At 62.0% G+C, this 26,545-nt stretch carries 16 protein-coding genes and 6 pseudogenes; 11 read left to right on the top strand and 11 right to left on the bottom strand.

Going from position 1 to position 26,545, the window contains the following annotated elements; all coding sequences use genetic code 11:
* Window positions 1-13: 13 nt before the first annotated feature.
* The 6 genes from BDK88_RS10060 to BDK88_RS10035 all read right to left on the bottom strand — a co-directional run bounded on the left by BDK88_RS10060 (window position 14) and on the right by BDK88_RS10035 (window position 6,999).
* Entirely contained in the window at window positions 14-841 is an 828-nt protein-coding gene (locus BDK88_RS10060; protein WP_092934689.1) for an undecaprenyl-diphosphate phosphatase, read from the bottom strand.
* 81 nt (window positions 842-922) lie between these two features.
* Window positions 923-2,725, bottom strand: coding sequence for a glutamine--fructose-6-phosphate transaminase (isomerizing) (glmS, locus tag BDK88_RS10055; RefSeq protein ID WP_130500297.1), 1,803 nt, complete (start codon window positions 2,723-2,725; stop codon window positions 923-925).
* Window positions 2,726-2,727: 2 nt separating this feature from the next.
* Window positions 2,728-3,903, bottom strand: coding sequence for a sugar phosphate nucleotidyltransferase (locus BDK88_RS10050; protein WP_130500296.1), 1,176 nt, complete (start codon window positions 3,901-3,903; stop codon window positions 2,728-2,730).
* A gap of 125 nt (window positions 3,904-4,028) precedes the next feature.
* Entirely contained in the window at window positions 4,029-5,051 is a 1,023-nt protein-coding gene (locus tag BDK88_RS10045; RefSeq protein WP_130500295.1) for an NAD(P)H-dependent flavin oxidoreductase, read from the bottom strand.
* A gap of 12 nt (window positions 5,052-5,063) precedes the next feature.
* Window positions 5,064-5,558, bottom strand: a complete 495-nt coding sequence (gene moaC / locus BDK88_RS10040; protein WP_130500294.1) for a cyclic pyranopterin monophosphate synthase MoaC — start codon at window positions 5,556-5,558, stop codon at window positions 5,064-5,066.
* On the bottom strand, window positions 5,551-6,999 hold the full coding sequence (locus tag BDK88_RS10035; protein WP_130500293.1) for an NAD(P)H-hydrate dehydratase: 1,449 nt from the start codon (window positions 6,997-6,999) through the stop codon (window positions 5,551-5,553). The genes moaC and BDK88_RS10035 overlap by 8 nt, the downstream gene beginning before the upstream one ends.
* 160 nt (window positions 7,000-7,159) lie before the next feature.
* Here BDK88_RS10035 and BDK88_RS10030 point away from each other — a divergent pair, with 160 nt between their 5' ends.
* The 5 genes and pseudogenes from BDK88_RS10030 to BDK88_RS10015 all read left to right on the top strand — a co-directional run bounded on the left by BDK88_RS10030 (window position 7,160) and on the right by BDK88_RS10015 (window position 13,125).
* Window positions 7,160-7,921 (top strand): ABC transporter ATP-binding protein, encoded by a 762-nt coding sequence (locus BDK88_RS10030; RefSeq protein WP_130500292.1) that lies wholly within the window; start codon window positions 7,160-7,162, stop codon window positions 7,919-7,921.
* Entirely contained in the window at window positions 7,918-9,384 is a 1,467-nt protein-coding gene (locus tag BDK88_RS10025) for a hypothetical protein (RefSeq protein ID WP_130500291.1), read from the top strand. Before BDK88_RS10030 ends, BDK88_RS10025 begins: the two co-directional genes overlap by 4 nt.
* Window positions 9,385-9,503: 119 nt before the next feature.
* Window positions 9,504-10,724, top strand: a complete 1,221-nt coding sequence (locus tag BDK88_RS21545) for a serine hydrolase domain-containing protein (protein ID WP_207225269.1) — start codon at window positions 9,504-9,506, stop codon at window positions 10,722-10,724.
* 305 nt (window positions 10,725-11,029) lie between these two features.
* Entirely contained in the window at window positions 11,030-11,515 is a 486-nt protein-coding gene (locus BDK88_RS21540; RefSeq protein WP_207225268.1) for a hypothetical protein, read from the top strand.
* A pseudogene (locus BDK88_RS10015) lies at window positions 11,512-13,125 on the top strand (cobyric acid synthase). The gene BDK88_RS21540 and the pseudogene BDK88_RS10015 overlap by 4 nt, the downstream one beginning before the upstream one ends.
* A 40-nt stretch (window positions 13,126-13,165) precedes the next feature.
* Here BDK88_RS10015 and BDK88_RS10010 read toward each other — a convergent pair.
* On the bottom strand, window positions 13,166-13,552 hold the full coding sequence (locus BDK88_RS10010) for a ribbon-helix-helix domain-containing protein (protein ID WP_130500290.1): 387 nt from the start codon (window positions 13,550-13,552) through the stop codon (window positions 13,166-13,168).
* A gap of 192 nt (window positions 13,553-13,744) precedes the next feature.
* Between BDK88_RS10010 and BDK88_RS10005 the strand changes: the two genes are divergently transcribed.
* The 4 genes and pseudogenes from BDK88_RS10005 (at window position 13,745) to BDK88_RS09990 (ending at window position 17,689) form a co-directional block, all read left to right on the top strand.
* Window positions 13,745-13,996 carry an MTH865 family protein gene (locus BDK88_RS10005; RefSeq protein WP_130500289.1) on the top strand — a complete coding sequence of 84 codons (252 nt, stop codon included), beginning with the start codon at window positions 13,745-13,747 and terminating at the stop codon, window positions 13,994-13,996.
* 131 nt (window positions 13,997-14,127) lie between these two features.
* Window positions 14,128-16,243: pseudogene (locus tag BDK88_RS10000) on the top strand (bacterio-opsin activator domain-containing protein).
* Window positions 16,244-16,558: 315 nt separating this feature from the next.
* On the top strand, window positions 16,559-16,825 hold the full coding sequence (locus tag BDK88_RS09995; RefSeq protein WP_130500288.1) for a hypothetical protein: 267 nt from the start codon (window positions 16,559-16,561) through the stop codon (window positions 16,823-16,825).
* 106 nt (window positions 16,826-16,931) lie between these two features.
* Window positions 16,932-17,689 (top strand): annotated as a pseudogene (locus tag BDK88_RS09990) (peptidase M10A and M12B matrixin and adamalysin).
* A gap of 97 nt (window positions 17,690-17,786) precedes the next feature.
* Here the strand turns inward: BDK88_RS09990 and BDK88_RS09985 are convergent.
* The 3 genes and pseudogenes from BDK88_RS09985 to BDK88_RS09975 form a co-directional block, all read right to left on the bottom strand.
* Window positions 17,787-18,136, bottom strand: a pseudogene (locus BDK88_RS09985) (winged helix-turn-helix domain-containing protein).
* A gap of 176 nt (window positions 18,137-18,312) precedes the next feature.
* The gene (otsB, locus tag BDK88_RS09980; protein ID WP_130500287.1) at window positions 18,313-19,128 is read right to left on the bottom strand and encodes a trehalose-phosphatase; all 816 of its coding nucleotides are present in this window, start codon (window positions 19,126-19,128) and stop codon (window positions 18,313-18,315) included.
* Between the two features lie 3 nt (window positions 19,129-19,131).
* Window positions 19,132-20,849: pseudogene (locus tag BDK88_RS09975) on the bottom strand (alpha,alpha-trehalose-phosphate synthase (UDP-forming)).
* Between the two features lie 208 nt (window positions 20,850-21,057).
* On the opposite strand from BDK88_RS09975, the pseudogene BDK88_RS09970 reads away from it, so the two are divergent.
* A pseudogene (locus tag BDK88_RS09970) lies at window positions 21,058-22,206 on the top strand (M24 family metallopeptidase).
* A 145-nt stretch (window positions 22,207-22,351) separates the two neighbouring features.
* Here the strand turns inward: BDK88_RS09970 and BDK88_RS09965 are convergent.
* Window positions 22,352-23,557, bottom strand: a complete 1,206-nt coding sequence (locus tag BDK88_RS09965) for a Cdc6/Cdc18 family protein (protein WP_130500286.1) — start codon at window positions 23,555-23,557, stop codon at window positions 22,352-22,354.
* Window positions 23,558-24,593: 1,036 nt separating this feature from the next.
* Here BDK88_RS09965 and BDK88_RS09960 point away from each other — a divergent pair.
* Window positions 24,594-25,844 carry an RNA-guided endonuclease InsQ/TnpB family protein gene (locus tag BDK88_RS09960; protein WP_130500285.1) on the top strand — a complete coding sequence of 417 codons (1,251 nt, stop codon included), beginning with the start codon at window positions 24,594-24,596 and terminating at the stop codon, window positions 25,842-25,844.
* Window positions 25,845-26,545: the final 701 nt, after the last annotated feature.

Here is a 26,545-nt window from a genome sequence, read left to right as displayed (position 1 = left end):
CAACGTCGCTTGCTCATACGACGACCGAAACAACTCCTCCGCCGACGATGGCGAACCCACCGAGGCCGAAACAGACGACCCAGAACGGGATGCGATCGACGATCCGCATGAGGGCGTCGATGGTGAGATAGCCGACGAAGGAACTGACTCCAAGTGCCGCTAATGCAGGCACTGGCTCGATACCGGGAAGACCACCGGCACCCGTGATGGTGAGAGCAGCTGCACCGAGACTGGCAGGGATCGACAACAGAAAGGAGAGCCGGAACGCTGCCGGCGGATCGTAGCTCCGAAACAGCAGTGCGCTCGTCGTGATACCAGACCGTGAGATTCCTGGAAGGATTGCGATACCCTGAACGGCACCGACTAGAACCGAGTCCGGCAGCGTCGGCGCGTCGCGGATCCCCATCGACACTGACTCTGAGGCGAGTTGAAGGATCCCCGTGAGTACTAGGAGAACGCCGATGGCCGCGATGAACACGCCGCCAGTGAGTTGGCCTGCAAGATCGACTGCATATACGTACAGCGGGATCCCCACAACTCCGGTCATCAGCGTGGCAACAACGACATACGACGCGATGGCGTTCTCACCGGCGTACGCGCTGTCGGGTCGCCAGCCGGGCACTGCCCGAATGGCTGTCGTAATATCGTCACGGTAGTAGACCGCCGCCGAGAGTGTCGTACCGACCTGCAAGAACAGCGCCAGTTGTACCGCAACCGCAGGGTCGGTTCCCGCGATCGTCAGGAACAGCGCAAGGTTGCCCTGACTCGAGACGGGCAACCACTCAACGACTCCCTGAACGATCCCGGCGAGGATTGCGACGACGAGGTCGATTCGGCTCACTGGTGATGATGCGATAGTGCGAGCACTTAAATGAAGCCGATTCAAGTCAGTGATCGATCGAGAAGGTGAAGCGCGTCTGAGTTACTCGACTGTCACGCTCTTGGCCAGATTACGCGGTTTATCAATCGAACGTCCAAGTAGGTTCGCAACCCAGTAGGCAACCAACTGTAACTGGACGTTCGCGAGCACGGATCCACCGAGATCGCCGACGGCAGGAATCTCGAGGACGTGATCGGCATACCGTGTCACGTCGGACTCACCGTCAGTGATCGCCACAACGGGTGCATCGCGGGCTTCGACTTCTTTGACGTTCCCGATGGTCTTTCGGGCAGTCTCGCCGTCACCGGTGACGACCGCGAATACTGGCGTGTCTTCGGTCACGAGTGCGAGCGGACCGTGTTTCAATTCGCCAGCCGCGAACCCTTCTGCATGTCGGTAGGTAATCTCTTTCATCTTCAGCGCGCCCTCGAGTGCGACCGGGTACTGGTACCCACGGCCGATGAAGAAGTAGGCGTCGGCGTCGACGTACTCCTCGGCGATCGCCCGTGCGTCCGTCGTCTCGAGGACGGTCCTGACCTGGCCAGGAATATCCCGGAGTGCCTCGAGCTCTTCGCGAGTCGGCCCGTCGCCGAGTGTGAATGCCAAGAGGGCGAGTGCCAACTGCTGGCTTGCGAAGGTCTTCGTTGCGGCAACGCCGATCTCGGGACCAGCCCTGATATAGAGGGTGTGATCACACTCCCGTGCAGCCGAACTGGCGACCGTATTGGTCACTGCAAGCGTCGTCGCCCCGGCGCGGGCGGCCTCTCGAAGCGCGCGTAATGTATCAGCCGTTTCGCCGCTCTGGGTAACGCCGACGACGAGGGTCTCATCGTCGATGGGGACGCGATCGCTCGCGTACTCGCTGGCAAGAAACGCCTGCGCCCGAACCCCTGCTTCCCGGAGTCGCTCAGCGCCGAACAGCGCCGCGTGATACGACGTCCCGCAGGCGACGAACTGTACCGGCCCCTCGTGGTCGAGGTCAGCAAGGTCTTCGAGATCGACCGCTCCATCGAGATCGTCGATTCGACCGCGAAGACACTGCCGCAGGGCTTTCGGCTGCTCGTGGATTTCTTTGAGCATGTAGTGGTCATAACCACTCTTTTCTGCGTCTTCGGGATCCCACGCAACCGTTTCTATCGGCCGGTCGACGGAGTTGCCCTCCGCATCGGTGACGACAGCATCGTCGGCAGTCAGCCGAACGAAATCGCCATCCTCGAGATAACAGACGCGATCCGTGTGCTCAACGAACGCGGGGACGTCACTCGCGAGATACGTTCCGGTCTCGCCGAGGCCAACGACGAGCGGAGAGTCTTGTCGAGCCGCATACACAGTCTCCGATCCATCGAAGACGGCGGCAATCGCGTAACTACCCTCGAGTTGATCGATCGCCAGTCGGAACGCTTCCTCAGGAGCCGCGCCGCGGTCGAGATAGCGACCGATTAACTGCGGGACGACTTCGGTGTCGGTCTCACTCTGGAACGTGATTCCGGCATCGACGAGGTCATCGCGAAGTCGCTGGTAGTTCTCGATGATCCCATTGTGAACCACGGCAACGCGATCCGCTTCGTCGCGATGAGGATGTGCGTTCACATCGGATGGGGGACCGTGCGTACTCCAGCGCGTATGGCCGATCCCAGTCAATGCACCCTCGAGTTCGTCTCTCGGAACCGTGTTCTCGAGTGCTGATAGCTCGCCCTCTGTCTTGTGAACCCTCACCGACGGTGTTGGCACAGCAAGGCCGGCAGAGTCATAGCCGCGATACTCGAGACTTGACAGGCCATCGAGGACGACATCGACGGCGTCGACACCGTTGGACGTCCCAACATACCCGACGATACCACACATCGTCACTGCACCTCCGCTTCATCGTCGACCGTCCCGCTGACGGCTGTGCCGGCGGTAATAACAGCATCGGAGCCAACGACCGTTCCCGGCGCGTAGGTCACACCGCCCCCATCACGAACACGATCCGCGAGCACAGCACCCAGCCGCTCGTTCTCGTGGATTCGATCGCCAACGCGGACATCGCCGGGACCACCGACCATGGTCGAGCCAGCGCCGATCTGAACGCCATGGCCGGTCACGCCATCGATGAGCGTCGCGTTTGCCCCGATACGGGTGTCTGCATCGACGACACTGTTTTCGACGACTGCGTTCGCTCCCACCGTCACGTTCTCGCCGAGTGCGACATTCGGGCCGACGACGCTCCCTGGGCCGATGACGCAGTCCGTCGAAATCACGACCGGTTCGACGATCGTCGCGGACTCATGGATCTGTGCATCGGTTGAGACCGTACTTTCGACGCCGTCTGTATTCCCAAGAAGTGTCTCCGTCACTTCGAGTAAGTCCCACGGATACGTCGCGTCGTACCAGAACCCGTCGGATGTGACACCGCGGACGGTTTCGTCGGCGTTGATTGCGTTCGCAATACCGTCAACGAGCGAGTACTCGTTGAATTGTGGTTCCGGGCCACGGAGATATTCGAAAATCTCAGACTCGAACACATAGACACCTGCATTGAGGTGGTAACTGCGGTCGTCATGGGGCCGTTCGACGATCTCCGAGACGTGCTCGTCGTCCTCGAGGATCACGCCGCCGTAGTTAGCGATGTCCCCGTCTCGAACGAGTCCAAGCGTTGCGATAGCGTCGTTATCATGGGCTTCACGAACGTCCTCGATGAGCCTCTGTTCGACGAGCTGATCACCGTTGAGTACGAGCTGTGGACCCGAAACCTTGGGTTCGGCTTCCAGAAGCGCATGGCCACTGCCGAGTTGCTTGTCTTGGACGACGTAGTCGATTGACGCACCGCGGTACGTCGATCCGAAGTGCGACTGCACGTGCGTGCGACCGTAGCCGACAACGACGGTAATCTCCGTGATATCGGCGTCGACGAGCGCATCGAAGACATGCTCGAGTATAGGTTTGGTCGCTGCAGGAAGCATCGGCTTCGGCCGATGTTTCGTCAACGGCCGAAGTCTGGCCCCTTCCCCCGCTGCAAGGACCACCGCAGAACTGATTGGCATGTCAAGAATGACAGTAATGAACGACTATTGTTCTTGTGGATCGGATTTTCACTCAGCACTAGCATTCGAGGCGAATCTGATGGTCCGTAACAGGGGTTATGATCAAGACCTCAAAGAGAGACCACTCAGCCGTCTCGTCCCGAACCCTCAAACGCGTCACGCGTTTCCACGATGAGTTCCTCGAGCAGTTCCTCCGCGGGCTGGATATCGTCCGTCAGCCCGACGCTCTGCCCTGCAAACAGCGCCATGTCGTCGATATCTCCCTCAACATCCGGCGTCGCGAGGGCTTCGGCATAGCGTTCGATCGGTTCGCCGTCACCGTCGTCGGTCCGTGCAACGATGTCGTCCTCACCGGGACGATCGCCTGGTGGTGGCCGTCCTGCTGACTCCCATCGCTCGAGCATCTTGTTTCGCAACACACGATGGGGCATTCCTGGCCAGCCCTTATCGAAAAGACAGGTGTACTCGGTGTCGGTTTCGTTGCTCTCACGGAGTCGGCGGAGATACGTCTCATGAACGCGTGCCTCATCGGTCGCGACGAACCGCGTGCCGAGCCACGCGCCGTCAGCGCCTAGTGTGAGCGCAGCCGCAATCCCTCGTCCGTCGGCAATGCCGCCAGCGGCGACGATCGGTACCGCATCGCCGACGGCATCCGCAACCCTGGGAACCAGCGCCATCGTCGACACCTCACTCTGTACGTGCCCGCCGGCCTCGAGGCCCTGCGTGACGACGGCGTCGACGCCAGCGGAGACTGCTTCGCGCGCTTCTGCAGCGCTCCCGACGGTCTGGAAAACGAGCGAACCCGCATCGTGAATGCGATCGACGTAGGGATCCGCGCTCCCGAACGAGAGGGTGACGATTTCGGCCCCGGCCTCGAGAACGACCTCGAGGTGTTCGTCGGTGTCCACGGTCGTCGTCGCATCGTCACACACGAGGTTGACAGCGAACGGCCGGTCAGTCAGCTCGTGGGTTTCCTGGATTACCCGTCGAGTCGTCTTTCGGTCGCGCCACGTCACTGCGAGGTGACCGAGACCGCCGGCGTTCGAGACGGCTGCTGCGAGTTCGGGGCACGTGGCGCTTCCGATCGGGGCTTGGACGATCGGATAGTCAATCTCGAGCAGGTCACAGAGCGATGTCTGCAACATCATTTCACCCACCCGTCACGCCCGCTGTTTTTCTTTTGTGAGCACGCGCACGTTCTCGATCCCGGTGTCGGGATACTGACCCGCATCGTCTTTCTCGACGGCTTTGACCATATCCCAGACGACGTTGAGCCCGGTCGTCACGCCCTCGAGCGCTTCCATCTCACAACCCGTCTTGCCGGTAGTCTCGACAGCGACCCGAAGTTCGATTCGGTCCTCGGCGAGCGAGAAGTCGGTGTCGACGTTCGTAATCGGGATCTGGTGGCACATCGGAATCGTCTCCCACGTGTGTTTAACGGCCTGAATCGCGCCGACGCGGGCGGTCGCGAGCACGTCGCCCTTGCCCACCTGATCCGCGCGGATGGCCTCGATCGTCGACGGCTGGAGCCGAATCTCGCCGGCTGCGACCGCGCGACGTTCGCTGTCTGGTTTGTCGCCGACGTCGACCATCTGGACGTCGCCTTCGTCGGTGGTGTGGGTGAGATCGTCGGCCGCGTCGTCGTTCTCACGCATCTGTCTCACCCCACAGCGCCGCGGGGATTTCGTCGAGCATCTCGGAGGCGAGTACGCCCAGTGCATCGCTGTCGGCCAGACGCTCGCCTGCGATACCGTTGACGTACGCGCCAGCCGTCGCAGCTTCGAGCGGGTCGGCCTCCTCGAGCAGCGCCGCAACGATCCCAGCTAGCAAGTCACCGGTGCCGCCGACTTTCATTCCCGGCGTTCCAGACCGGCAGATCCGGGTGTGATCGCCGTCGGTTATCACGTCGTCGACGCCTTTTGCAAGGACGACGTGGCCTAGGTCGGCCGCAAAGGCCTCGATCTCGTCGGCTGCGTCGCGAAGCGAATCGGTGTCCGGCCCGCCCATCCGGGCGAGTTCCCGGCGATTGGGCGTACAGACGAGCGTCGCCTCGGTCTCGATCTCGGGGACGGCCGATAGCGCATCGGCGTCGACGACCGCCGGCCCCGTGTAGGACGCGAGGAACTGGCGCGTCGCCTCGAGCGTCTCATCTGCGGTCCCGAGGCCGGGACCGAGGACGACGATGTCGTCGTGGCGTTCGGCCGTTTCGGCGAGATCGTCGGCTTGGTCGGGCGAGAGGCGGTCGCTTCCGTAGGGCTGGACGATGAGGTCCTCGGCGTAGCTCTGAATCTCGCCGGCGACGGACTCCGGTGCGGCGACGAACGAAAGTTCGACCCCGGCTCGGAGCGCTGCCTGTGCGGCGAGTGCCGGCGCGCCAGTGTAGGGGCCGCCGCCGATGACGAAGACGCGGCCGTCGCGACTCTGTGGCCGGGCGAGGGTGACATCGCCGGGCCCGGCGAACCGTTCGGCGGCAGCCGGAATCCCGATGTCAGCGACGGTGAGCTCGGCGTCGAGGTCATCGAGCCCTGGTTTCGTATCGTGGAAGGTGACGACGTGGTCGGCTTCGACGCCGTTAGATGCATGATCTCCCCCGTCGGCGTCGAAGCCGGATGGGACATCGACTGCGAGGACGGTCGCGTCAGCGTCGTTGATCGCCGCCGCCGCAGTCGCTGCTGGTTCCCGAAGGTCGCCGCTGATCCCCGTGCCGAGCATCGCGTCGACGATCACGTCCGCCTCACTGAGATCGAACGCACTCGAGTCCGGTGTGAGGGCGCTCGAGTCGGTCGCCTCGCGGGTGTCGTAGTCCGCCTGCTCGAGTGCGTCCCAGTTCTCACGGGCAATATCCGTACCGATCAACTCGGCGCGACCGAGCAGTAGCGTCGCGACCTCGTAGGCGTCCAGAAATCGGGCGGCGACGAACGCGTCACCGCCGTTGTTCCCCCGGCCAGCGACGATGACGACTCGAGCGCCAGGGTCGGCAATCTCGCGGATCGCTCGAGCGACCGCGTGTCCGCTCGATTCCATCAACTGCTTTTGTGACACGCCCAGCGCCGCGGCGTTTGCGTCGACAGCGGCCATTCGCTCGCCTGTAATCATACGCGAGGGTTCGGCCGGCCGACCGTTGAAGATTGCGGACAGTGCAGTCTGTTCGACGGCTGTCCCCCTCTCATTGCACGAGTGTGACACGAACTGAGTGCATGTGGGTTCTGCGACCAGCACCATTAATATCAGCTCCTGTGAATAGATCGGCGTTCAAATGGGTGCAATTCGCGTAGACGGGCTACGAAAGTCCTACGGAGCCGTCGAGGCGGTCGCCGGGATGAACTTCACCGTCGAGCGCGGCGAACTGTACGGCTTTCTCGGTCCGAACGGGGCCGGAAAGACGACGACGATCCGAACGTTAACCGGGCAGATCCACCCGGATGCGGGAACGGTGCGTGTCCTCGAGACCGATCCGGCGACGGAGCCGCTCGAAACGCGCCGAAAAGTCGGCATCCTGCCAGAACAGGGATCGCCGCCGAGCTTTCTGACGCCGCGTGAGTACCTCGAGTTCGTCGGCGAGGTACGGGATCTCTCGGCTGACCGGGTTGCCGACCAGACGGCGGCGTGGGCCGAGCGACTGGGATTCGAGAGCAAGCTCGAGACGCTGCATACCGATCTCTCCCGGGGCCAACAACAGAAGGTGATGATCACGCAGGCGTTCATCCACGAACCGGATGTCGTCTTCATCGATGAACCGCTGGCGAACCTCGATCCGCTCGTCCAGGAGCAAGTCAAGCGGTTCCTGGTCTCCTATGCGGCCGGCGACAACGCCGTCTTCGTCTCGACACACAACATCGACGTCGCCGAGGAGATCTGTACCCGCGTCGGCATCGTCGCCGACGGTCAGCTCGTGACCGAACGCTCGCTCGACGACGGTGCGGATGAGGGCGAGGGATCGCTGCTCGAGCTCTTTCTCGAACGTGTCGAGGCCGAAGAGACGCGAGATACGCCGACGCTCGAGCACCTGGGCTCATGACTGGCTCTGTGACGAGCGATCGGACGGATGCGGGAGGTGGCCTTTCGACCCGGCGGCTGCTCGCGGTGCTCTTCCGCGAAGAGTGGCGAATGCACACCCAACTGTTCGGCGGGTGGCGCTTTGCACTCTTTCCGCTCGTCATCGCCGCCCTCGCCGTGAGCGGGACGGTCGCGCTACTCGAGACCGGGACCGCGCAGGGAACGATCGTCGGTGGCCTGCACGCACTCGCCGTCGCCTTCGGCCTCTATAGCGGCACCGCCGGCTTCGCGGGTTCGGATATGCTCGAGAACGTCTTCGGCCGGCTGTCACTGCTACTTTCCTCGTCACAGACACTGCCACTTTCGCGGCGGCGGTTGCTCGGCGTCTTTCTCCTGAAGGACGCGTTATTCTACGGCGTTGCATTCGTGCTGCCGATGGCACTCTCGAGCGCAGCCCTAACAGGACTCTCGGCCGCCACGCCGGTCGCAGTCGGGCTGTTCTGGCTATCGCTTTGTCTCGTCTTCGCGGCCGGGATGGCGACGACCGTCGGGCTAATCGCCATCCGAACTCGCGGCGTGCCGCCGTGGGCTATCGGGCTGGCGGTCGGCCTCGCCGTCGTCGGCATTTGGGCCACGGGCAGCCTCGGTGCCGTTCAATCCGTCTTGGTGCCGGGACGCGGCTCCGCGATCACCGCGGGCGGGCTGGCCATCGGGACCATCGTCGTCGCGACAGTGTCGCTTGCGGTCTACGATCCGACGTACGGTCGGCCCTCGCGGACCGCGACCGATCGCTTTGCCTGGCTTAGTGGGGCACTCCCCTTCGAGAACGCGCCACTGGTCACGAAGTCACTACTCGATCTCGCGCGTTCCTCGGGCGGCGTCTGGAAACCGTTCGTCTCGGCATCGATCCTGCTCGCGCTGGTGGCCGCGCTGGTCGGCGTCGTCGATTCGATCACCGGGATTGCGCCCGCACCGGGAATCTTCTTCGGCGGTGTCCTCGGGCTCTCGGCGTTCACGACCTACAACTGGCTGACCCAGTTCGACTCGCTCGAGGCCTACCTCGCTTATCCCGTCTCGATCGCGGACGTCTTCCGTGCCAAGCGGATCGCCTTTATTTTCGTCGGTGCGCCGACGGTCGCTGTGCCCTATCTCGCGGCCGTTATCTGGTTCAATGCGGCGCTGCTCGATGCCGTCGTCGGCGCGATCCTGCTGGCTGGCTACGCGCTGTACTACTACGGCTTGACGGTCTACATCGCCGGCTTCGACCCCAACGAGTTCCTCTTCGATGCCGTTCGTTTCGCGACGTTTACCGTCGGCGTGGCCGTCGCACTCGTGCCGACGCTGGTTGCCGGCTTCGTCGTCGTCCCGCCGTCCATCGAACTCGCTGCTGCGCTCAGCGTCGGCGGGGTCGTGATGGGTGTCATCGGAGTTGTCCTCTCGAGTCGCGCCGGCCCACGCTGGGAGCGGCGGTATCGCCGGGAGTGACGACCGGTGACTCTCACGGTACGGGAGTTATCATCATGAGCTATTTGCCGGGAGGACAAACCGACGGCCGTGAGCGCTATCGAGCGAGTCGGAGTCTGTGTCGACAGGTGGCGGAATCCGTGAGTCGACCCGACCCGACGCGGCGATCGGTCCTCGCGGGCATCGGAGCCGCAGGTGCAACGGTGGCCGCACCCACGGTCAACGCAGCCCAGACAGCAAGGAGGCAGATCCAGCAGCAAGTGAACCCCCTTGCCGATCGCGACGCGTTCGAGGCGTTTCTCGACAGCGTAATGGAGACACACCTCGAGAGCCACGACATCGCGGGCGCGACGGTCGCCGTCGTCGACGGCGACGATGAGTTCTCGAAGGGGTACGGCTACGCCGATATCAGTGCCGAAACACCGGTCGACGCTGATGAGACGCTTTTCCGGATCGGCTCGGTGTCGAAACTGTTCACCTGGACTGCCGCCATGCAGGCGGTCGAACGGGGTGACCTCGCAATCGACGAAGACGTCGACGCGACGCTCGAGGCAGTCGATCTTCCCGAGACGTACGACGAGCCGATCAGACTCGATCACCTCGCAACACACACCCCTGGCTTCGAGGAACGCGTCCGGGGGACGTTCGTCCGGAACGAAGCGGAGCTGCGGCCGCTCGCGGAGATGCTTCGAACTGAACAGCCGTCGCGGGTCCGGCCGCCGGGGGAGTTCGCGGCCTACTCGAACTACGGGTCGGCGCTCGCCGGTCAACTGGTCGCCGAAACCGCCGGCACGTCATTTGAGACGGTCGTCGAAGAAGACATCTTCGAGCCGCTCTCGATGGATCGAAGCACGTTCGACCAGCCGGCTCCGGACGACTTCATGGACGATCTCTCGAAGGGATACGGAGCCGACGGCCGTACCGACGGCGAGTTCGAGTACGTCGGCATCCCGCCTGCGGGGGCGATGAGCGCCACGGCAACCGACATGGCGTCGTTCGTACGGGCGTTCCTGCAGGACGGCGCGACTGACGATGGGCGACTGCTTGAGGCAGAATCCGTCGCGGAGATGCATCGGCGGCGATTCGGCCACGACGAGCGGCTCAACGGGATCGCCTTCGGCTTCTACGAGATGAGCAGAGACGGTATCCGCGTGGTCGGTCACGGCGGCGATACCGAGCTGTTCCACAGCCTCCTGTTCCTACTTCCCGAACACGACGTGGGGGTGTTCGTCTCGTACAACAGCGTGGGCGGACTCGAGGCGAGACCGGAATTCGTCGACGCCTTCTTCGAACAGTACGTCGCGGACGCAGCATCGGAGTCTGAGATGCTCGGAGCCAAACGGCCCGCCAGAGCGAGCTGATGCGATCACCGGCACCTACCGCTCGAACCGGATTCCGTATACGACCTCCGAGAAGTTCCTCGGATTCCCCTCGACGATCTCCGTCTCGGTCGACGACGATGGACGGCTTATCACTCAATCCCTCGGCGGCGAGACGACACGGTGGATGGAAGTCGAACCGCTCCTGTTTACGGAAGTCGACGGGACGGATCGGCTCGCCTTCCGTGAGGACGACGGCGAGATCACACATCTCTTTCTCGACAGTACTCCGGTCACGGCCTTCGAACGGCTCTCGAGACGCGAGAACGCCGATCGTCCACCTCGCAGTGCTCGCGATTTCACTGTTGGTCTTCCTTGCCACGGTGGTCGGCTGGCCACTTGCTGCCGGCTGGCGACGCTACCGTGGGCAGGCCGGCGCGTTCGAGGGAACCGAGCCGCCGCTCCGATACGCCCGCTGGGTCGCGGGGGCAACCAGTGGGGCGTTTCTCGTCTTCGCCGTCGCGTTCGCGGCGATCCTCGCGACCGATCCGACCGGGCTGTTGCTCGGTGATCCACTGCGGTTTCGGCTGCTGCTCGTGGTGCCGCTGCTCGGGGCGATCGGAACCGTCCCTGACGGTCGGGCTGGCCGCACACGCGTGGTACGAGCGCCAGTGGGGACTGCCGGCCCGGCTTCATTACACGGCCGTCGCGATCGCCGGCGTCGCCATCTGCTGGGTGCTCGTCTACTGGAACCTGCTGTGGTACCGGATGTGACGGACGAACCGATACGTCGAAGCCACTCGAGCGAAATCGTCCGAGGGAACGCCGAATGACGAAGACGATTCTGATCGCCGGAACCGCGAGCCACGTCGGCAAGTCGACAGTCGCAGCCGGCCTCTGTCGATTGCTTCGCCGACCGTGGGGTCGACGTCGCGCCGTATAAGGGCCAGAACATGAGTAACAACGCGCGTGTCGTCGTTCGGCCGGACACGGACGGCCAGCGAGACGGGGCGACCGACGAGGACGAAAGCGCCAGCACTGACGGCCGGTGGGGCGAGATCGGCGTCTCCCAGTTCGTGCAGGCTCGAGCGGCCCGCATGACCCCGACCACCGACTGCAACCCCGTTCTTCTCAAACCTCGCGGCGACGGTGAGAGCCAGCTCGTCCTGCAGGGCGAGGCCCACGACCACGTCCCCGCGGGAACCTACTACGAGGAGTACTGGGACCAAGCACGCGAGGCCGCCGAGCAGTCGTATCGCAGGCTGGCGGCCGACAACGACGTCATCATCGCCGAGGGCGCGGGCAGCATCGGCGAGATTAACCTCCACGATCGGGACCTCGCAAACGTCGAGACGGCCGAGTTCGCCGATGCTGACATCCTCCTGCTGGTCGACATCGAACGCGGCGGGGCCTTTGCCAGCCTCTATGGTACCATCGAACTCGTCCCCGACGCGCTTCGCGAGCGCATCGTCGGCGCGGTCATCACCAAGTTCCGCGGCGATCCGTCGCTGCTCGAGCCCGGCATCGAGGAAATCGAATCCCGTACCGGCGTGCCGATTCTGGGCGTGCTCCCCTACGACGATCCTGGCCTCCCAGAAGGAAGGACAGCGTCGGCCTCCCTGGCAGCGAGGAGCGAGGTGTCGTCGGCGACGAGGATGGCGTACCCTACGACCGACGGCTCCGGATCGCTGTCCCCCGGCTGCCGCGGATCTCGAATGCGACCGATCTCGAGGCGCTGGCGGACGAACCCGGCGTCTCGGTGGTCTACGTGCCAGGTCGACGGCGACGGGACAGCTGACCCGCTCGAGGACGTCGACGCCTGACGCAGGTCGTCATCCCAGGGACGAAGAACACGGTCGACGATCTGCTGGCGCTGCACGAGGCTGGCTTCGCCGATGCGCTTTCGACCTTCGACGGCCCGGTTGTCGGGATCTGTGGCGGCTACCAGATGCTCGGCGAGCGGATCACCAACGCCGCACTCGAGGGAACGGGCACGGACGATACCGTCGATGGCCTTGGCCTGCTGCCGGTCGAAACCCGATTCGAGGGGGACAAACGCCTCGAGCAGACGTCGGTTCCCGTTGACGAAGCTGCGTCACCGCTGCTTGCGGGTGCCGACGGGCCTGCATCAGGGTACGAGATCCATGCGGGCCGGACGCAGGCGCTCGAGGACGTCCACCGGCCGCTGGGCGACTCGAGTGCGGCCCAAGGGCAGGTGCTCGGAACCTATTTGCACGGCCTGTTCGACAACGAATCGGTTCGGACGGCGTTTCTGGAACACGTCGCGGCGACGGCGGGGGTCGACTGGCCGTCGGGAGCAGGGACGGACGCGTCACCGTCGGCGGACTCGGATACGACCGGGCCAACGCCGTACGATCGCGCAGCACGACTCGTCAGCGAACACGTCAATCTGGTAGCACTTGGCGAGCCGTTCGACGAGTGAAAAATAGCCGGCGAGACGAGCCAGCAGAGACGGGAAGCGACTATGCTCCGTCGCGGTAGGTGCCAAGCAATTCCTCGAGGATGATACACTCCTGGTCGGTCTCGTCGTAGTGGGTGTCGATGAATCGTTCTGCGGCCTCGTAGTTGCCACGCAGTCCGTGTTTGCGGACGTTGATGACGGCATCGAGGAAGAACGTCCCACCGTCGGTCCCGAGTGCCTCGGCGTGGTCGCGGTCGCTGATATCGAGTTCAGCCTGGATCTCGTCGAAGTTGAACGTCTTGACGTCGTGATCGTCGTTGATCAGCGTGAGAACGTACTCCGCGGAGAACCGATAGAACTCGGACTTACTCTCGAACATACCGTCTTCGACGAGTGCGTCGATCTCTTCGACCACGTCGTCGGGGTACCTGACGGTATCTTTCGCCATTTCCCTAGACTGGTCGGTACTCATTAATTATTGTTTCGCCAATCTCGTTCAGGTTGGAAATCCAACAGTGGAGCGAACTGTCGGACGTGACCGATCCGACGTAGACGCACAGCGACGCGCCGATCACGGCTCGAGGTCCAGTTCGTGTCTTCCTGCAGAGTTATTGGGGTTCGCGCAAAAGGACGGACTGTCATGGTAGACGAAACTGAACTCCGCGAGCAGATGATCGACGCGTTCGAAGCTGCCGACTATCCGGTCTCGAGTCCGATGGACCTCGTCCCGGCGTTGCCCGACGGCCCAGGGACGAAATTCGAGTCTGGCGACTTCTCGATGACCGCGATGGAACTCAACACCAAGACCACGGGCGGGGATTTCCCCTACGACGATGTCGAGTCCCTCGTCGACGACCTGCTCCGGGAGCTCAAAAAGCAAGACGAACTGTAGGCTACGGACAGTCGTCGTCCGGTTCTCGTCGGTGGATAAGCGAGTCAGCCGATGACCAGCAGGCTTTTTATTCCACGACATAGTTGTGAGAGAAGAGAACAGATGCGGACTGGCTGGACGGAGCGATATGAATGACTGAAAGACAGTGCTCGAGACCGATCGTCATCGTGATCGACACCCGTACCCAGGAGAGCCGTCTTCGACCACGGCTCGAACAGGCGACCGAGCGCGACGTGCGAACGGTTCGCCATCGCGAGTGTCCCCTCGAGGCGATGACGACGCCCGCCGACACCGAACGCGACAGCGGAGTGGAAACGAACGCGGAACACAGTGGGGAGTCGGCACTCTCCAGTACGGAGGACACGGCAGCTGTCAGCGAGACGGCACGGATCACGCCGAGTGCCGTCGTGCTCGAACTCGACCGGCCAGGCGACATCGAGTCGTTGTTACAGCGTGTCCACGCTGACCTGCCGGCTGTGCCGACGATCGTTGCACCCCACGAGGGCAGCGAGCGACTCGCGACGGTGGCACTCCGTGCTGACGCGACCGAATACGTGCCGACAGAGCGCGACGAAGATCCGATCGATCGGATCGTCTCGACGGTCCAATCCAAAACCAGCGGCCGATCGGATGACGGCGACAGCCAGTACCACAATATCCTCGCCACCGAACTCCCGGATGAAGCGTTCGTCATCGGTGAGGACGGCACCTATCTCGAGGCGAAGGTCCGTCCCGAGTCGGCAGGATCCTCTACACCGTTCCCGCCGACGAATTAGGTCGGCACCACGCTCGAGGACGCGTTTCCCGATGCAGTCGCAGCGGACTTGCAGGATTGTCTCGACCGAGCGATCCAAACTGGCGGCGTACAGTCGATCGAGTACCAGGACGGACACCACCGATGGCCGCCGCCAGTTCGAGGCCCGCGTCCGTCCCGATCGACGAGCGGATTCAGGGACGACGCTGCCGTCGTCTGGCTCGCACGAGACATTCACCGAACGCGTCGAACGCGAGCGACAGACTCCGCTCGCGACAGGACCAACTCGAGACGCTTAAATCGGATCAATGCCGTCGTCAGACAGGTCATCGAGACGCTTCGTCGAGGCACCGGCCAGAGATACCATCGAACGCGAAGTCTGTGAACAACTCGTCGACTCGGAGCTGTATTGTGGCTCGTGGATCGCCGAACGGACCGGCGACGGCCGGCTGTCATACCGGACCGGCGCGGGCGACGCCGAAACCATCCTCGAGTGTGTGCGTGACTGTACCGGCGAGTACGAGAACCCGGTCGCGCAGGCAGCACGAACGGGCGAGGTGCAGACGACGAACAGCATCATCGAGAACAAGTCGCTTCCGGACGAACTCCGGGCGGCGGCCCGCGAAGACGGTGTCAGATCCGGCATCGTCGTTCCGATTACACACGAAGACGCGACTTACGGCGTTCTCACCGTGCTTGCGAGTCGCGACGACGCCTTCAGCGAGCGCGAGCGAGCCGAGTTCAGACTGCTCGGCGAGACGATCGGGTTCACCATCATGGCCGTCAAAAACCGCCAGCTACTCTTTGCCGACTCCGTCGTCGAACTCGAGTTCCGGATCGACGGCGGCGACACGTTCTGCTTCGATCTCTCCGAGCAATACGACTGTACCGGCTCGCTCGAGTGGGCTGGCACGACGTCGGGCGGGCGTCTTTTCCAGTACGTAACCGTCGACGGCTTGGACGGTGAAACGGTCTTCGAGGAGGCGACGACACACGAGTCCGTCGAGGAGTGTCGGCTCATTCACGACGGCGACGAGCGCTGTACGATCGAGTTGCGGCTTCGGAGATCGGCCGTCCGCACGCTTGCAAACCATGGGTCGACGATTCGGGACGTCACCGTCGAGGATGGTGTTGGAACCTGTCTGATCGAGGTGTCACAGGACGCCAATATCCGGGAGATCGCCGAGGCACTGACTGTCGTCTACGAGAACGCCGAGCTCGTTGCCAGACGAGAGGTCGATCGAGCGGTCAGGACAGCAGCCGAGCGGCGAACCCGAATCCTCGATGAGCTCACTGACCGCCAACTGACGACGTTACGACTCGCCTACTACGGTGGGTTCTTCGACTGGCCGCGAGAGAGTACCGGCGAGGATATCGCCGAGGCGATGAACATCTCGCCGCCGACGATGCATCAACATCTCCGAAAGGGACTAAACTCGATTCTCGGAGAATTTTTCGAGGACAGCACCGGTACTGGTACTAGTACCGAGTGACGCTGTCTGTTGTCACTGGGTACCAGCGCACCCGTCTGATGACCGTCGTTCGGTGATGGATCGTCAGAAACCGTCAGAGCGTGTGAGACGGTCCAAACAGCCGACTAGCATCGATTTCGTTGCCTGTCCGCTCTCGGCAGAACGTGCTGGTCTGGCCGACTATCACGGAAGCTAGAGTTGCACTCTTTGAAGACCGTCACGGATGCTTAAACGTCGGCTATATGAACCCGAGGGCCAATACGCGTGACAGTCAGTCAATCGAATAGCAATGTCCGAGACGACAGCAGTCGCCCAATCGTGGGGGGTGGGATAGCCGTGGTAGCACTGCCGTTCGAGACTGTGTTCGAAGGGTCGGATGGTCGATACTACACCGACTGGCAGGTTCGTCACCGGCTGCGGACCGATGAGTGGACGTTTTGCATGCAACAGCGAACGCCGTACCGACGACTGGTCGAAACTGACGACGACGCGTTACTCCTGTTGGTCCCGATCGAACTCGAGGAGCTCCCAGCAGGACGCGAGATCCGCGTTTCCGGATGTCGTGCCCGTGTTGTCGATACCCGGCGTATGTCGTCGGCGTAGGCCATCATGTGTCGGTCGTTCACGGACTGGTGTCTGCCTCGCGGTTATTTAATGTGTGATCAAATTCAGGCACAGAGACTGGTTATGTGCTGTGAAACTCGCGCTCGTGAATCGCCGCGCGTTCCTCGGCACGGTCGGCTCGACGGTCTCGCTCGGCACGCTCGCGTATACGACACGTGGAGCCTCCGACACGCTCGAGATTCGAGTCTGGCTCTCCGAACAGGCCACGACATACGACGGCGTCGCCGAGCGGATCCGCGAGTATCTCACCGCGACCCTCTCGCTCGAGTACTGGACGCTCGCAGTCTCGACCGGTGGGACCGTCTCGGTTTCGAGTGAAGACGCCGCTCGCCTCACCAGCCGCGGCGAGTGGCCGATGGCCGTCGCGACGGGTGCCCTCGGTGGCCGTGAGCTGGAACCAGGCCTCAGGACGTCAACCTGCTGGTCACGGACGGGAGCATGGAAACGGCACCCACCGGCTACGGCGTTCCACACGTCGCATCGGTCGGTGGAGCGCGACATATCGCTGCCCTCGAGTCGTTCGAAACGGCTCGTCGACGACGGGCCGCGATCGATCTCGCCGAATACGATGCCGGCACACACGATGCACGTCCTCCTCCACGAAATCGGCCACGCACTCGGCCTCGGTCACAAACATGGCACCGCATTTGTCGACGGCGACACCGTCGTCAGCGACGCCGATGCTCAGCAGCTATGCGTGGGATCCTGCGTACGATCACGATCGCTCACATTGTGGGACGACGATTCCCGACACGAACGGTCGGCACCGAGCACTTAGCTTCAGCTTTTCATCGTGCGCTCGTCCGAGAACTCGCGAGCTACGACGGCGATGTCGCTCTCTGACCGGTCAGTTCGCCCCACGTCGAGAACGGAACTATGTTGAGCCCACTCGAGGCATCCGGTTTCGGCCCGCTGGCCGAACCTGGGCCGTACCCACTCGTCACTCGTCGTCGTCGCTGTCCGTGTCACCACGGGCGAAACTCGCCTGCGCCTCTCCGTCTGCGTCGGCGCTGGCGTTTGGCCCCTCGATGAGCGCTTCGAAGTCGTCGGCTTCGTCGTACTGGTCCTGGTACACCAGTGCTGCTTTCCCCATCGAGGTGATCTCGTAGAGCCCGGACCGCTCTGCGGGGCCGATTTTACGGACGAGTCCATAATCCTCGAGCACTGGGAGTCTCGTGTTGATGTTCTTCGGCTTTTCCCCGTGTGCGAAGCTAGATTCGTTGCGACGTTGCGGCCCTTGTCCTCGAGCGCCTCGAGGATGAGGAAATCAGTTGGTTGGCGGAGTTTCACGTGTGTTCACTCTCGTACCGCACTATATTTCCAGTGGTAACTAATACTTTCGGCTCGAACAGGTTAATCGGCACTGGTAATTGTTACCAGCATTCATGTATGCTGCGCCGATGACACGCCGTGTCTTCGGGAGCAAGCCCCGCCAGTTTCACCCGCTCGACGGTCGACAGCACGGCTCACTCGAGCAAATCGACGCCGGTCGAGCCGAGCCACGAGAGAAAGTCCGCGACGTCCGCCGGCGACTCGACGCGGGCAGACGCATGCGAGGGCTCGTCGCCGCCGACCCTGATTCCGAGTCCGTCCGGTTCGACGGTTCGGAACGCCGACTCGTCAGTGACGTCGTCACCGACGTAAATAACGGCCGTCTCGGAGGGCTCGTCGGCAACGACCACCTCGACTGCGTCTCCTTTCCCCCACGCCAACTCCGGGCCAATCTCGAGGATCTGCTTGCCGGGTGAAATCTCGAGGGCGTCGCCACCGACGCTGTCGACAACGTCATGGGTGATCCGACGGGCGGTCGGGACGGCTGCCGATGGAACGGCTCTGAAGTGGACCGTCCCGGTCAGGCGTTTGTTTTCGACCCGGCAGTTCGGCACGGACGCGAGAGCGACCTCGAGGACAGCACAGAGTCGTTCGATTCGAGTGGCGTGTTTCCGGGCGATCGAATGGACGGTGACATCCTCCCCACGGGCGAGCTCGAGGCCGTGATTGCCGGCGTAAATCGACGGACCGTCGATGCGCTCGCGAACATCCGATAGGGCCCGACCGCTAACGACGGCCGTCGTCACCCCGGGTGTGTCCGCGAGCGTCGTCACCGCTTCCTGATTGCGCTCGGTCGGCGTCGCGTCATCGGGATCCTTGACGATCGGGGCGAGCGTCCCGTCGAAATCCAGACAGACAAGGATGCCAGTGGCGTCGTCAATCGTCGCCCGAACCCGTGGCCACTGCTCCTCGAGCGGCTGTGGCGGTGATGGTGTGTCAGGATCCCCCATCGGTCACACTGGCGGCGTGGGCTCTCGGGAGTCGGACTCCGAGTCCGTGCGCCTCCTGGTTCGGCCGGACTTGTCGGAACTCCCGGCGTCGTCGTGTACGCGGTTTATCCAGTCGAACTGCGTCGCCATCCACGACTGAATGTCGCCGCTGAAGACGCGCTGGCGAAGCGTGTTCAGCCGCCGCTGGCGTTCGTGCGCCGACATCGAGAGCGCGTACTCGAGTTGGGCCGCAACCCCCTCTACATCGGCGGGGTCGATCGTCAACGCGTGCGAGCCGAGCCGCTCGTGGGCACCGACTCGAGTGCTCAGCAGTAATGCGCCATCGCCGTCGACGCTCGCTGCGACGTACTCCTGGGCGACCAGGTTCATTCCGTCGACCAGCGAGCTTACTACCATCGCGTCGGCGTGGCGATAGAGCGTACAGAGATCCTCCCGTGGCAGGACGTCCTCCGTGTAGACGATCGGTCGCCAGTCGGCGGTCCCGAAGCGGCGGTTGATCCGCTGGACCTCGCTGCGGACGAGATCGCCGTATTGCTGATAGGTCCCGATTTCGGTCCGTGAGGGCGTCGCCTTCTGGACGAACGTGAACTCGCCGCGCCAGCCCGGATTCCGCTCGAAGAATCGCTCGAGCGCTGCCAGTCGTTCCGGAATCCCTTTCGTGTAGTCGAGGCGATCGAGCCCCAGTCCGAGCGTCGTTCCCTGTGGGATTCCGTACTCCTCGAACAGCGCTGTGAGGCGGTCGCGGTCGGTCGAACGTGCGTCACTGTCGTATGCTTCGGCATCTACCCCCATCGGGGTCGCGACGACGCGGGTCGTCCGCTCATCGTAGCGAATCGTCCGTCGGGTCCGATCGACGTCAGCGGTCGGGAGGAACCGGTCGACACAGTCGAGAAAGCGGTCGGCGTACCCCTCGACGTGGAACCCGAGCAGGTCGTTGCCGAGCAGTCCCTCGAGGAGATGGCCCCCGGCAGGACAGTGTCGAAATGTCTCCGGTATCGGCCACGGGATATGCCAGAAGTGGGCGACGGTCGTGCTGTCAGGTATCGATCCCTGAATCAACCGCGGCGCGAGCGCGAGATGGTAGTCCTGCAGCCAGACGATTGCGTTTTCGTCGGCGTGTTCGCTGACCGCCTCGGCAAACTGTTCGTTGACCCGCCGATACCACTCGAAGTCGTTTGGTCGATTCTCGATGAGATCCGGGAAGCCGTGACAGAGCGGCCAGAGCACGCGGTTGCTGAAGCCGTAATAGTAGGCATCGATCGCCTCCTCCGAGAGGTCGAGTCGGCGCAGCGTGTAGGCCTCCTCGTCCGGTGGGACGGCCACGCAGTTGCAGTCGTCCGCTGACCGCAAAGTCTGCGTCACCATCGCCCCAGGCGATCCAGGTTCCATCGGTTTCCTGCACGACGGGGTCGAGGCCGGCGGTCAGTCCGCCGGTCGGCTCGTCGACCGTGATCGATCGCTGATCGTTCGAGCGAGCGAGCCCGCCTGTCGGTCCCCAGCGACGAGCTCTCGTCGCTGCTGGGATCAGGCTGAGAGTCCGAAGCCGACTCGTCTTCGTACTCGTGGCGGTACGGCTGGCGGTTCGAGACGACGATCAGCGACCCGGGACAGCTCGGGCCGTCGTCCCCGGACGCGTCGGCCGTTCGTCCGCGGTCGCTGGCTCGAGTTCGATACTGTCGATCGGACACAGTCGTCGTCGGCAACCGCTCTGGAACTCGCATTCGCTGAAACAGCACAGCCTCTCCACTGGTTGCTTCGCGGCCTGCACTCGCTGGTGGATTAATAGGTTCCCACTAGTCCCCACGGATGGCAGACTGTCCGCTTGCGGAGAGAGTCTGCCGAAACACGGGTCGCTGGAGCACTGTGACGATCGCGATCGTAATCAGCGGTAACCAAACGTTGATTGCTCGCTCGAGTGAATCCGTCTCCATGACGCCGTTCGAGCGTCCGACTCGAGGCCTGTCAGAATCGGCTCGCCGATGTCGGGGCCGATCTGACGGTTTGCTTTCCGAGCCCGAACCTGACCTATCTGACCGGCTTCGCGGAATCGCCATCGGAACGACCGCTATTGCTGTTCGTCCCTCGTGACGGCGATCCCGCGATCGTCGCGCCGGCGATGTACGAGGCCCAACTTGCCGCACTGCCGATCGCGGATCTACAACTGCACTGCTGGACCGACGAGGAGGATCCACTCGAGAGTGTCGACCGCGTGCTTTCGAGCTACTCGCTCGAGAAATCAGACGAAGCGACCGTCCTCGTCGACGACCGGATGTGGGCGACGTTCACGCAGGATCTTCGCTCCCTGCTGCCGGACGCGACGTTCGGGCTCGCCAGTACCGTCCTCGAGCCGCTCCGAATCCGCAAGGAGGATGTCGAACTCGCGGCACTTCGTCGCGCTGGCGATCTTGCGGATCGCGTCGCACTCGCGATCCGCGAGCGTGGGGACGAACTGATCGGCATGACGGAATCGGAACTCGCAAGCGAGATCGATCGGCTGCTCGCCGCAGGAAGGCGGCGAAGAGCCAGCCTTCGAGACGATCGTCGCTGCCGGCCCGAACGGTGCCCGTCCGCACCATCACAGCGGGTCGCGCCGGATCACAGCCGGTGATCCCATCGTGCTGGATTTCGGCGCGTTCGTCTCGGCTGCTCTCGAGACGGGAGTTGGCCGGTATCCAGGCGATCAGACCCGCACCATCGTCGTCGGCGATCCACCCGCCGAGTACGAGCGCGTCCACGAGACCGTCAGAAACGCACAGCAAGCCGCGATCGACGCCGTCGAGCCGGGCGTCACCGCAGACACAATCGATCATGCCGCCAGATCAGTCATCGAAGCGGCTGGCTACGGCGACGCGTTCGTTCACCGCACTGGCCACGGCATCGGCCTCGAGGTCCACGAACCGCCCTACATCGCGGCGGGCAACGACCGCGAGCCTCGAGCCCGGCATGGTCTTCAGCGTCGAACCGGGGATCTACCTCGAGGGACAGTTCGGCGTCCGGATCGAGGATCTCGTGGTCGTCACCGACGACGGTGTCGAGCGACTGAACGACACGCCGCGTGGCTGGGAAACTGGACGGTGATACGGAGAAGAAGGTCGCGGCCGACCTGCGAGCTATGACACCGTGTTTCCGGTGAAATCGACTGGGAGAGGTGTTGAAGAGTCAACAATACGGATCCTAGAATCAAGCACAGCGAGACAGGATTGACGCGAGACGGTCGCAGTGTTCAGGCGTCGTCAGTCTCGACGAGCACTTTTCGAACGACTTCGGGGTCCTCGAGCAACTGATGTTCGGTATAGCTCCCCTCGGCGCTGCCGCCGCTCCGGCGGGCCTGCTCTAAGATATCGAGGAAGGCGTGTTCCTTGAGAAGGTCTCGAACCCGCCGCAGGGAGAGCGGATCGGACCGTTCCTGTCGGCAGATCTCTTCGTAGACGTCGTAGATCTTCGTCGTCCGGAACCCGTCTTCCTCTGGCGTGTTGAGCGAGAGGACTGCAAGCGCCTGCAGAACGTACCGCGAGTGTGGCGTCGAGCCGCGGATGAGTTCCCGGAAGCGGTCCGTTTCGGCCCGCTCGCGAGCCTGGACGACGAACTCTTCCTGAACGGTCTCGTTGCCGTTCGATTGGGCGATCTCGCCGGCATACCGGAGGATGTCGATCGCCTTGCGGGCGTCGCCGTGTTCGCGGGCCGCAAGCGCCGCAGCGCGTGGGATGACCGAGGGCTCGAGGACGCTGTCTTTGAACGCGTCACTGCGGGCCTCCATGATCTCTCGGAGCTGGTTTGCATCATAAGGAGGAAAGACGAACTCGCGTTCACAGAGACTCGATTTGACTCGCTCGTCTAACCGATCCTTGTACTTGATTTTGTTACTGATCCCGATAACACCGATCTTGCACGACTCGAGCTTGCCGGCCTCGCCCGCGCGCGAGAGTTGCATGAGAATGTCGTCGTCGTCGAGCTTGTCGACTTCGTCGAGAATGACGAGGACGACGTCATATTGGGTGTCTAACACCGTCCAGAGGCGCTTGTAGTAGGTCGACGTGCTGAGACCCTTGTCGGGAATTCTAATATCGGTAACCGCTGGCTCGTTTAACGTGTGAGCGATCGTCTGGACGGCCTGCGTTTCCGTGTTGTCCTGTGCGCAGTCGACGTAAGCGAACGCCGACGTGATGCCTTCTTCCCCCGCAACGCGGACCAGCCGCTCCGAGATGTACTTCGCACAGAGGGATTTGCCAGTTCCCGTCTTCCCATAGATCAGCAGGTTGCTCGGACTCTGACCGAAGATCGCGGGATTGACCGCGTTTGCAAGTTCCGAAATCTCGTCGTCGCGGCCGACGATCCGACCCTCTTCGGGGAGATGGTTGATCTCGAGGAGTTCTTTGTTCTCGAAGATCGGATCGTCGCGGGTGAACAGATCGTCGCCGGAACTCGACATAGAGGGACACCGTGTTTCCGGTGAAATAGCTGTTCCGTTTGGCCGCGACGATCCGAAGGCAAGACTGAATTCCACTGAGACGGTCGCAAGGAGGCGAGACGCGGCCGATTAGATGATTTGATCGAGACGAGACGCCATCAGTCGGTGACCGTGAGAGTCGGTCGACGGCTGCCGACACACACACCGTGTTTCCGGTGAAACAGCAAAAATCCACTGTGGGGTGCAGTCGAAGCGGCGGTTACGCGGTCACTGTTTCACCGGAAACACGGTGTACGACACGAGGATGCATATGAAATTCTGCGGCAACAGACACGTTATCGCCTCGATTTTCGCTCGAGGCTGCCGTCGTACTCAGGGATGGTGTTCGATATTCAGTGACCGCACTCGAAACGGGTTGTCAGTGAGAGAGCGTCGGTTCGATTGCAGTGATATCTAATCGATATCTATTATAGTTATTTCTAATTCACTTAATGGACTTTACTCATATGAACAAGTTATATATTCCTATTTTGAGCAAGAAATGCTATTAGGTAGCTAACAATAGCTATATATTTCGACTTTCTCCTACTATTACGGTTCGATACTCCGTTCCGTTGGGTGCTTTCCTTGTTTAGTAGATACACGTCCGAGGTTTCGATCTTTCCCTGCTTGTTTCACCGGAAATCAGGTGTGCGTTCGACAGCGTCGCTAGAAACGGCCACCGGCTGTTCGTACCGTTTCACCGGAAACCCGGTGTGTGTCCGCGCGAGCATGGCACCTGCTACCCATGTGCCTGTGACTCGTGAGAGTCCTTGGTTCGATCACAGCGGTCGTCTGCTGTTCCTATTCGTGACACGAGGCTCGTTCTCAAGCTGTACAGTTGGGCCACTGGCTCATCCAACTCGTCACGGCTCCTATCTTTAACCAGCGAGAGAATCCCGCCGTTCACGGCGGGCGTGAATCGCGTCACTCAACTACGGGATCCACCGCTCAATAACAGACCAGATATTCCACGCTAATCTGAATGATTAAGTAGGTTTGTCTACATAGGCTATGTATGACGGTTGAGGCCACTCGAACCTATGTTGGTTCCATCCAGAACCAGCAACAGGTCTGCGATGGCCTCGATTCGCTCGGTGATTCCGCCTCGAAAATCTGGAACGTCGCACGCTGGACAGCAGACCGCATCTGGGATGAAGCTGGCGAAATACCAGACGAAGGAACGCTCAAAGCGTACATGAAGAACCAGTCGTGCTGGAAAGACCTGAACGCACAATCCAGTCAGAAAGTCATCGAAGAACTTTCCGACGCTTTCCAGTCATGGTTCGACTTGCGACACAAGTTTGACGAGGCGAATCCTCCCGGCTACCGTAAACACGGCGACACTCGACCCAAGAGTACGGTCACGTTCAAAGCAGACGGCTTCAAACACGACCCCGAACACAACCGCGTCCGACTCTCAAAGGGCAAGAACCTGAAAGAACACTGGTCGGACTTCCTGCTCTGCGAGTACCAGATCCGCCCCGACGTTGACCTTTCAGAAGTCAACAAGGTGCAGAACGTTCGAGCCGTCTGGAATGGCGACGAGTGGGAACTGCACTTCGTCTGCAAAGTCGAACTCGAAACCAACGACTCAGCAGGCAACGAAGTGGCCGGTATCGATCTCGGTATCAAGAACATCGCCACAGTCGCATTCCCCGACGAGTACATCCTGTACCCCGGCAACTCGCTCAAACAGGACAAGCACTACTTCACCCGAGCAGAGTACGACACTGAGGGTGAGAACGGCCCCTCGGAGAAGTCGATGCGGGCACGCAGGAAACTCACAGACCGTGAAACTCACTTCTACCACACGCTTACGGACACGATCATCACGGAGTGTGTCGAACGCGGTGTTGGCACGCTCGCGGTGAGTTGGCCCGAAGACGTTCGAGAGTCCGACTGGGGCAAGACGGGGAACAAGAAGTTGCACTCGTGGGCGTTTGACCGCATCTACCAGTACCTCGCATACAAAGGCGAGATTCGTGGCGTCGAGGTGCTGAAGGAGAACGAGTGGGATACCAGTAAGACCTGCTCACGCTGTGGCGATGCGACGAAGTCGAACCGTGTCGAACGTGGCCTGTACGTCTGTGAGTCGTGTGAGTTGGTAGCCAACGCGGATTGTAACGGAGCGGAAAACATGCGCCAGAAGATAACTCCGAGTCTTCACGGTGAGGATAGGAGTAACGGCTGTGTGGCACAGCCATCGGTACACCTGTTCGACCGCGAGAGCGGGACGTTTCAGACGAGAGAACAGGTCGTGTCGTAGACCAGCAAATATCCCACCCGCAGTACGGGAAGCCGCGCCGTTTACGGCGCGGAGGATGTCACCGACGAATCGAATTCACCGGAAACCCGGTGTGTTTGTTCGCTGGTGGCGTCGATAACTGAAGCGATTGACATATCTATCACATAGCCCTCGTGCGATCGGGTGTGCAGTGACTGGCAGTGGGGACTAGAGACTGGCCTCGTCACTGTCGTTGACTGGCCCCACCGACTGCCGTCCGCTTTCCAGTGAAATCACGATGTCGTTCACCGGAAACCCGGTGTGTGTCAGCCACAGGACGTCGCTGCCAGGTTTCGGTGTCGGAACAACCTCGATCACTCGAGGCCGATTCTGTGTCTCCGACGATTTCACCGGAAACCCGGTGTGTGGGTTACAGCCACGGTATGTGGGCCCCTGTTGCATCGAAACTGCTGGCGGCGCTGTCAGTTCAGTAGTAATAGAGTTCGAGTTCGTGGCCACAGTTTCGACACTGTGTCTCTTTCCCGAGAAGCCGGTTCGAATCGTTCTCCGTGTGAATCCCCGGTCCTGGTGGAAGGGACGTGGCAACCGTCGCATCACACTCCGGACAGCCGATATTTATGTCTGCATTTCCTGTCCGAGACATACCGTAGACGTATTTGGTTGTCCCCGATAGTTATCGGAATCGTACAGTACTGACAGGGACTCGTTTCATTCCGTTCACG

It is taken from the genome of Natrinema hispanicum (genome assembly GCF_004217335.1).
In the GTDB taxonomy this organism is placed as follows: Archaea; Halobacteriota; Halobacteria; order Halobacteriales; family Natrialbaceae; genus Natrinema; species Natrinema hispanicum.
The sequence above is the reverse complement of the archived record's forward strand: the minus strand, read 5'-3'. Positions and strand labels throughout refer to the sequence as shown.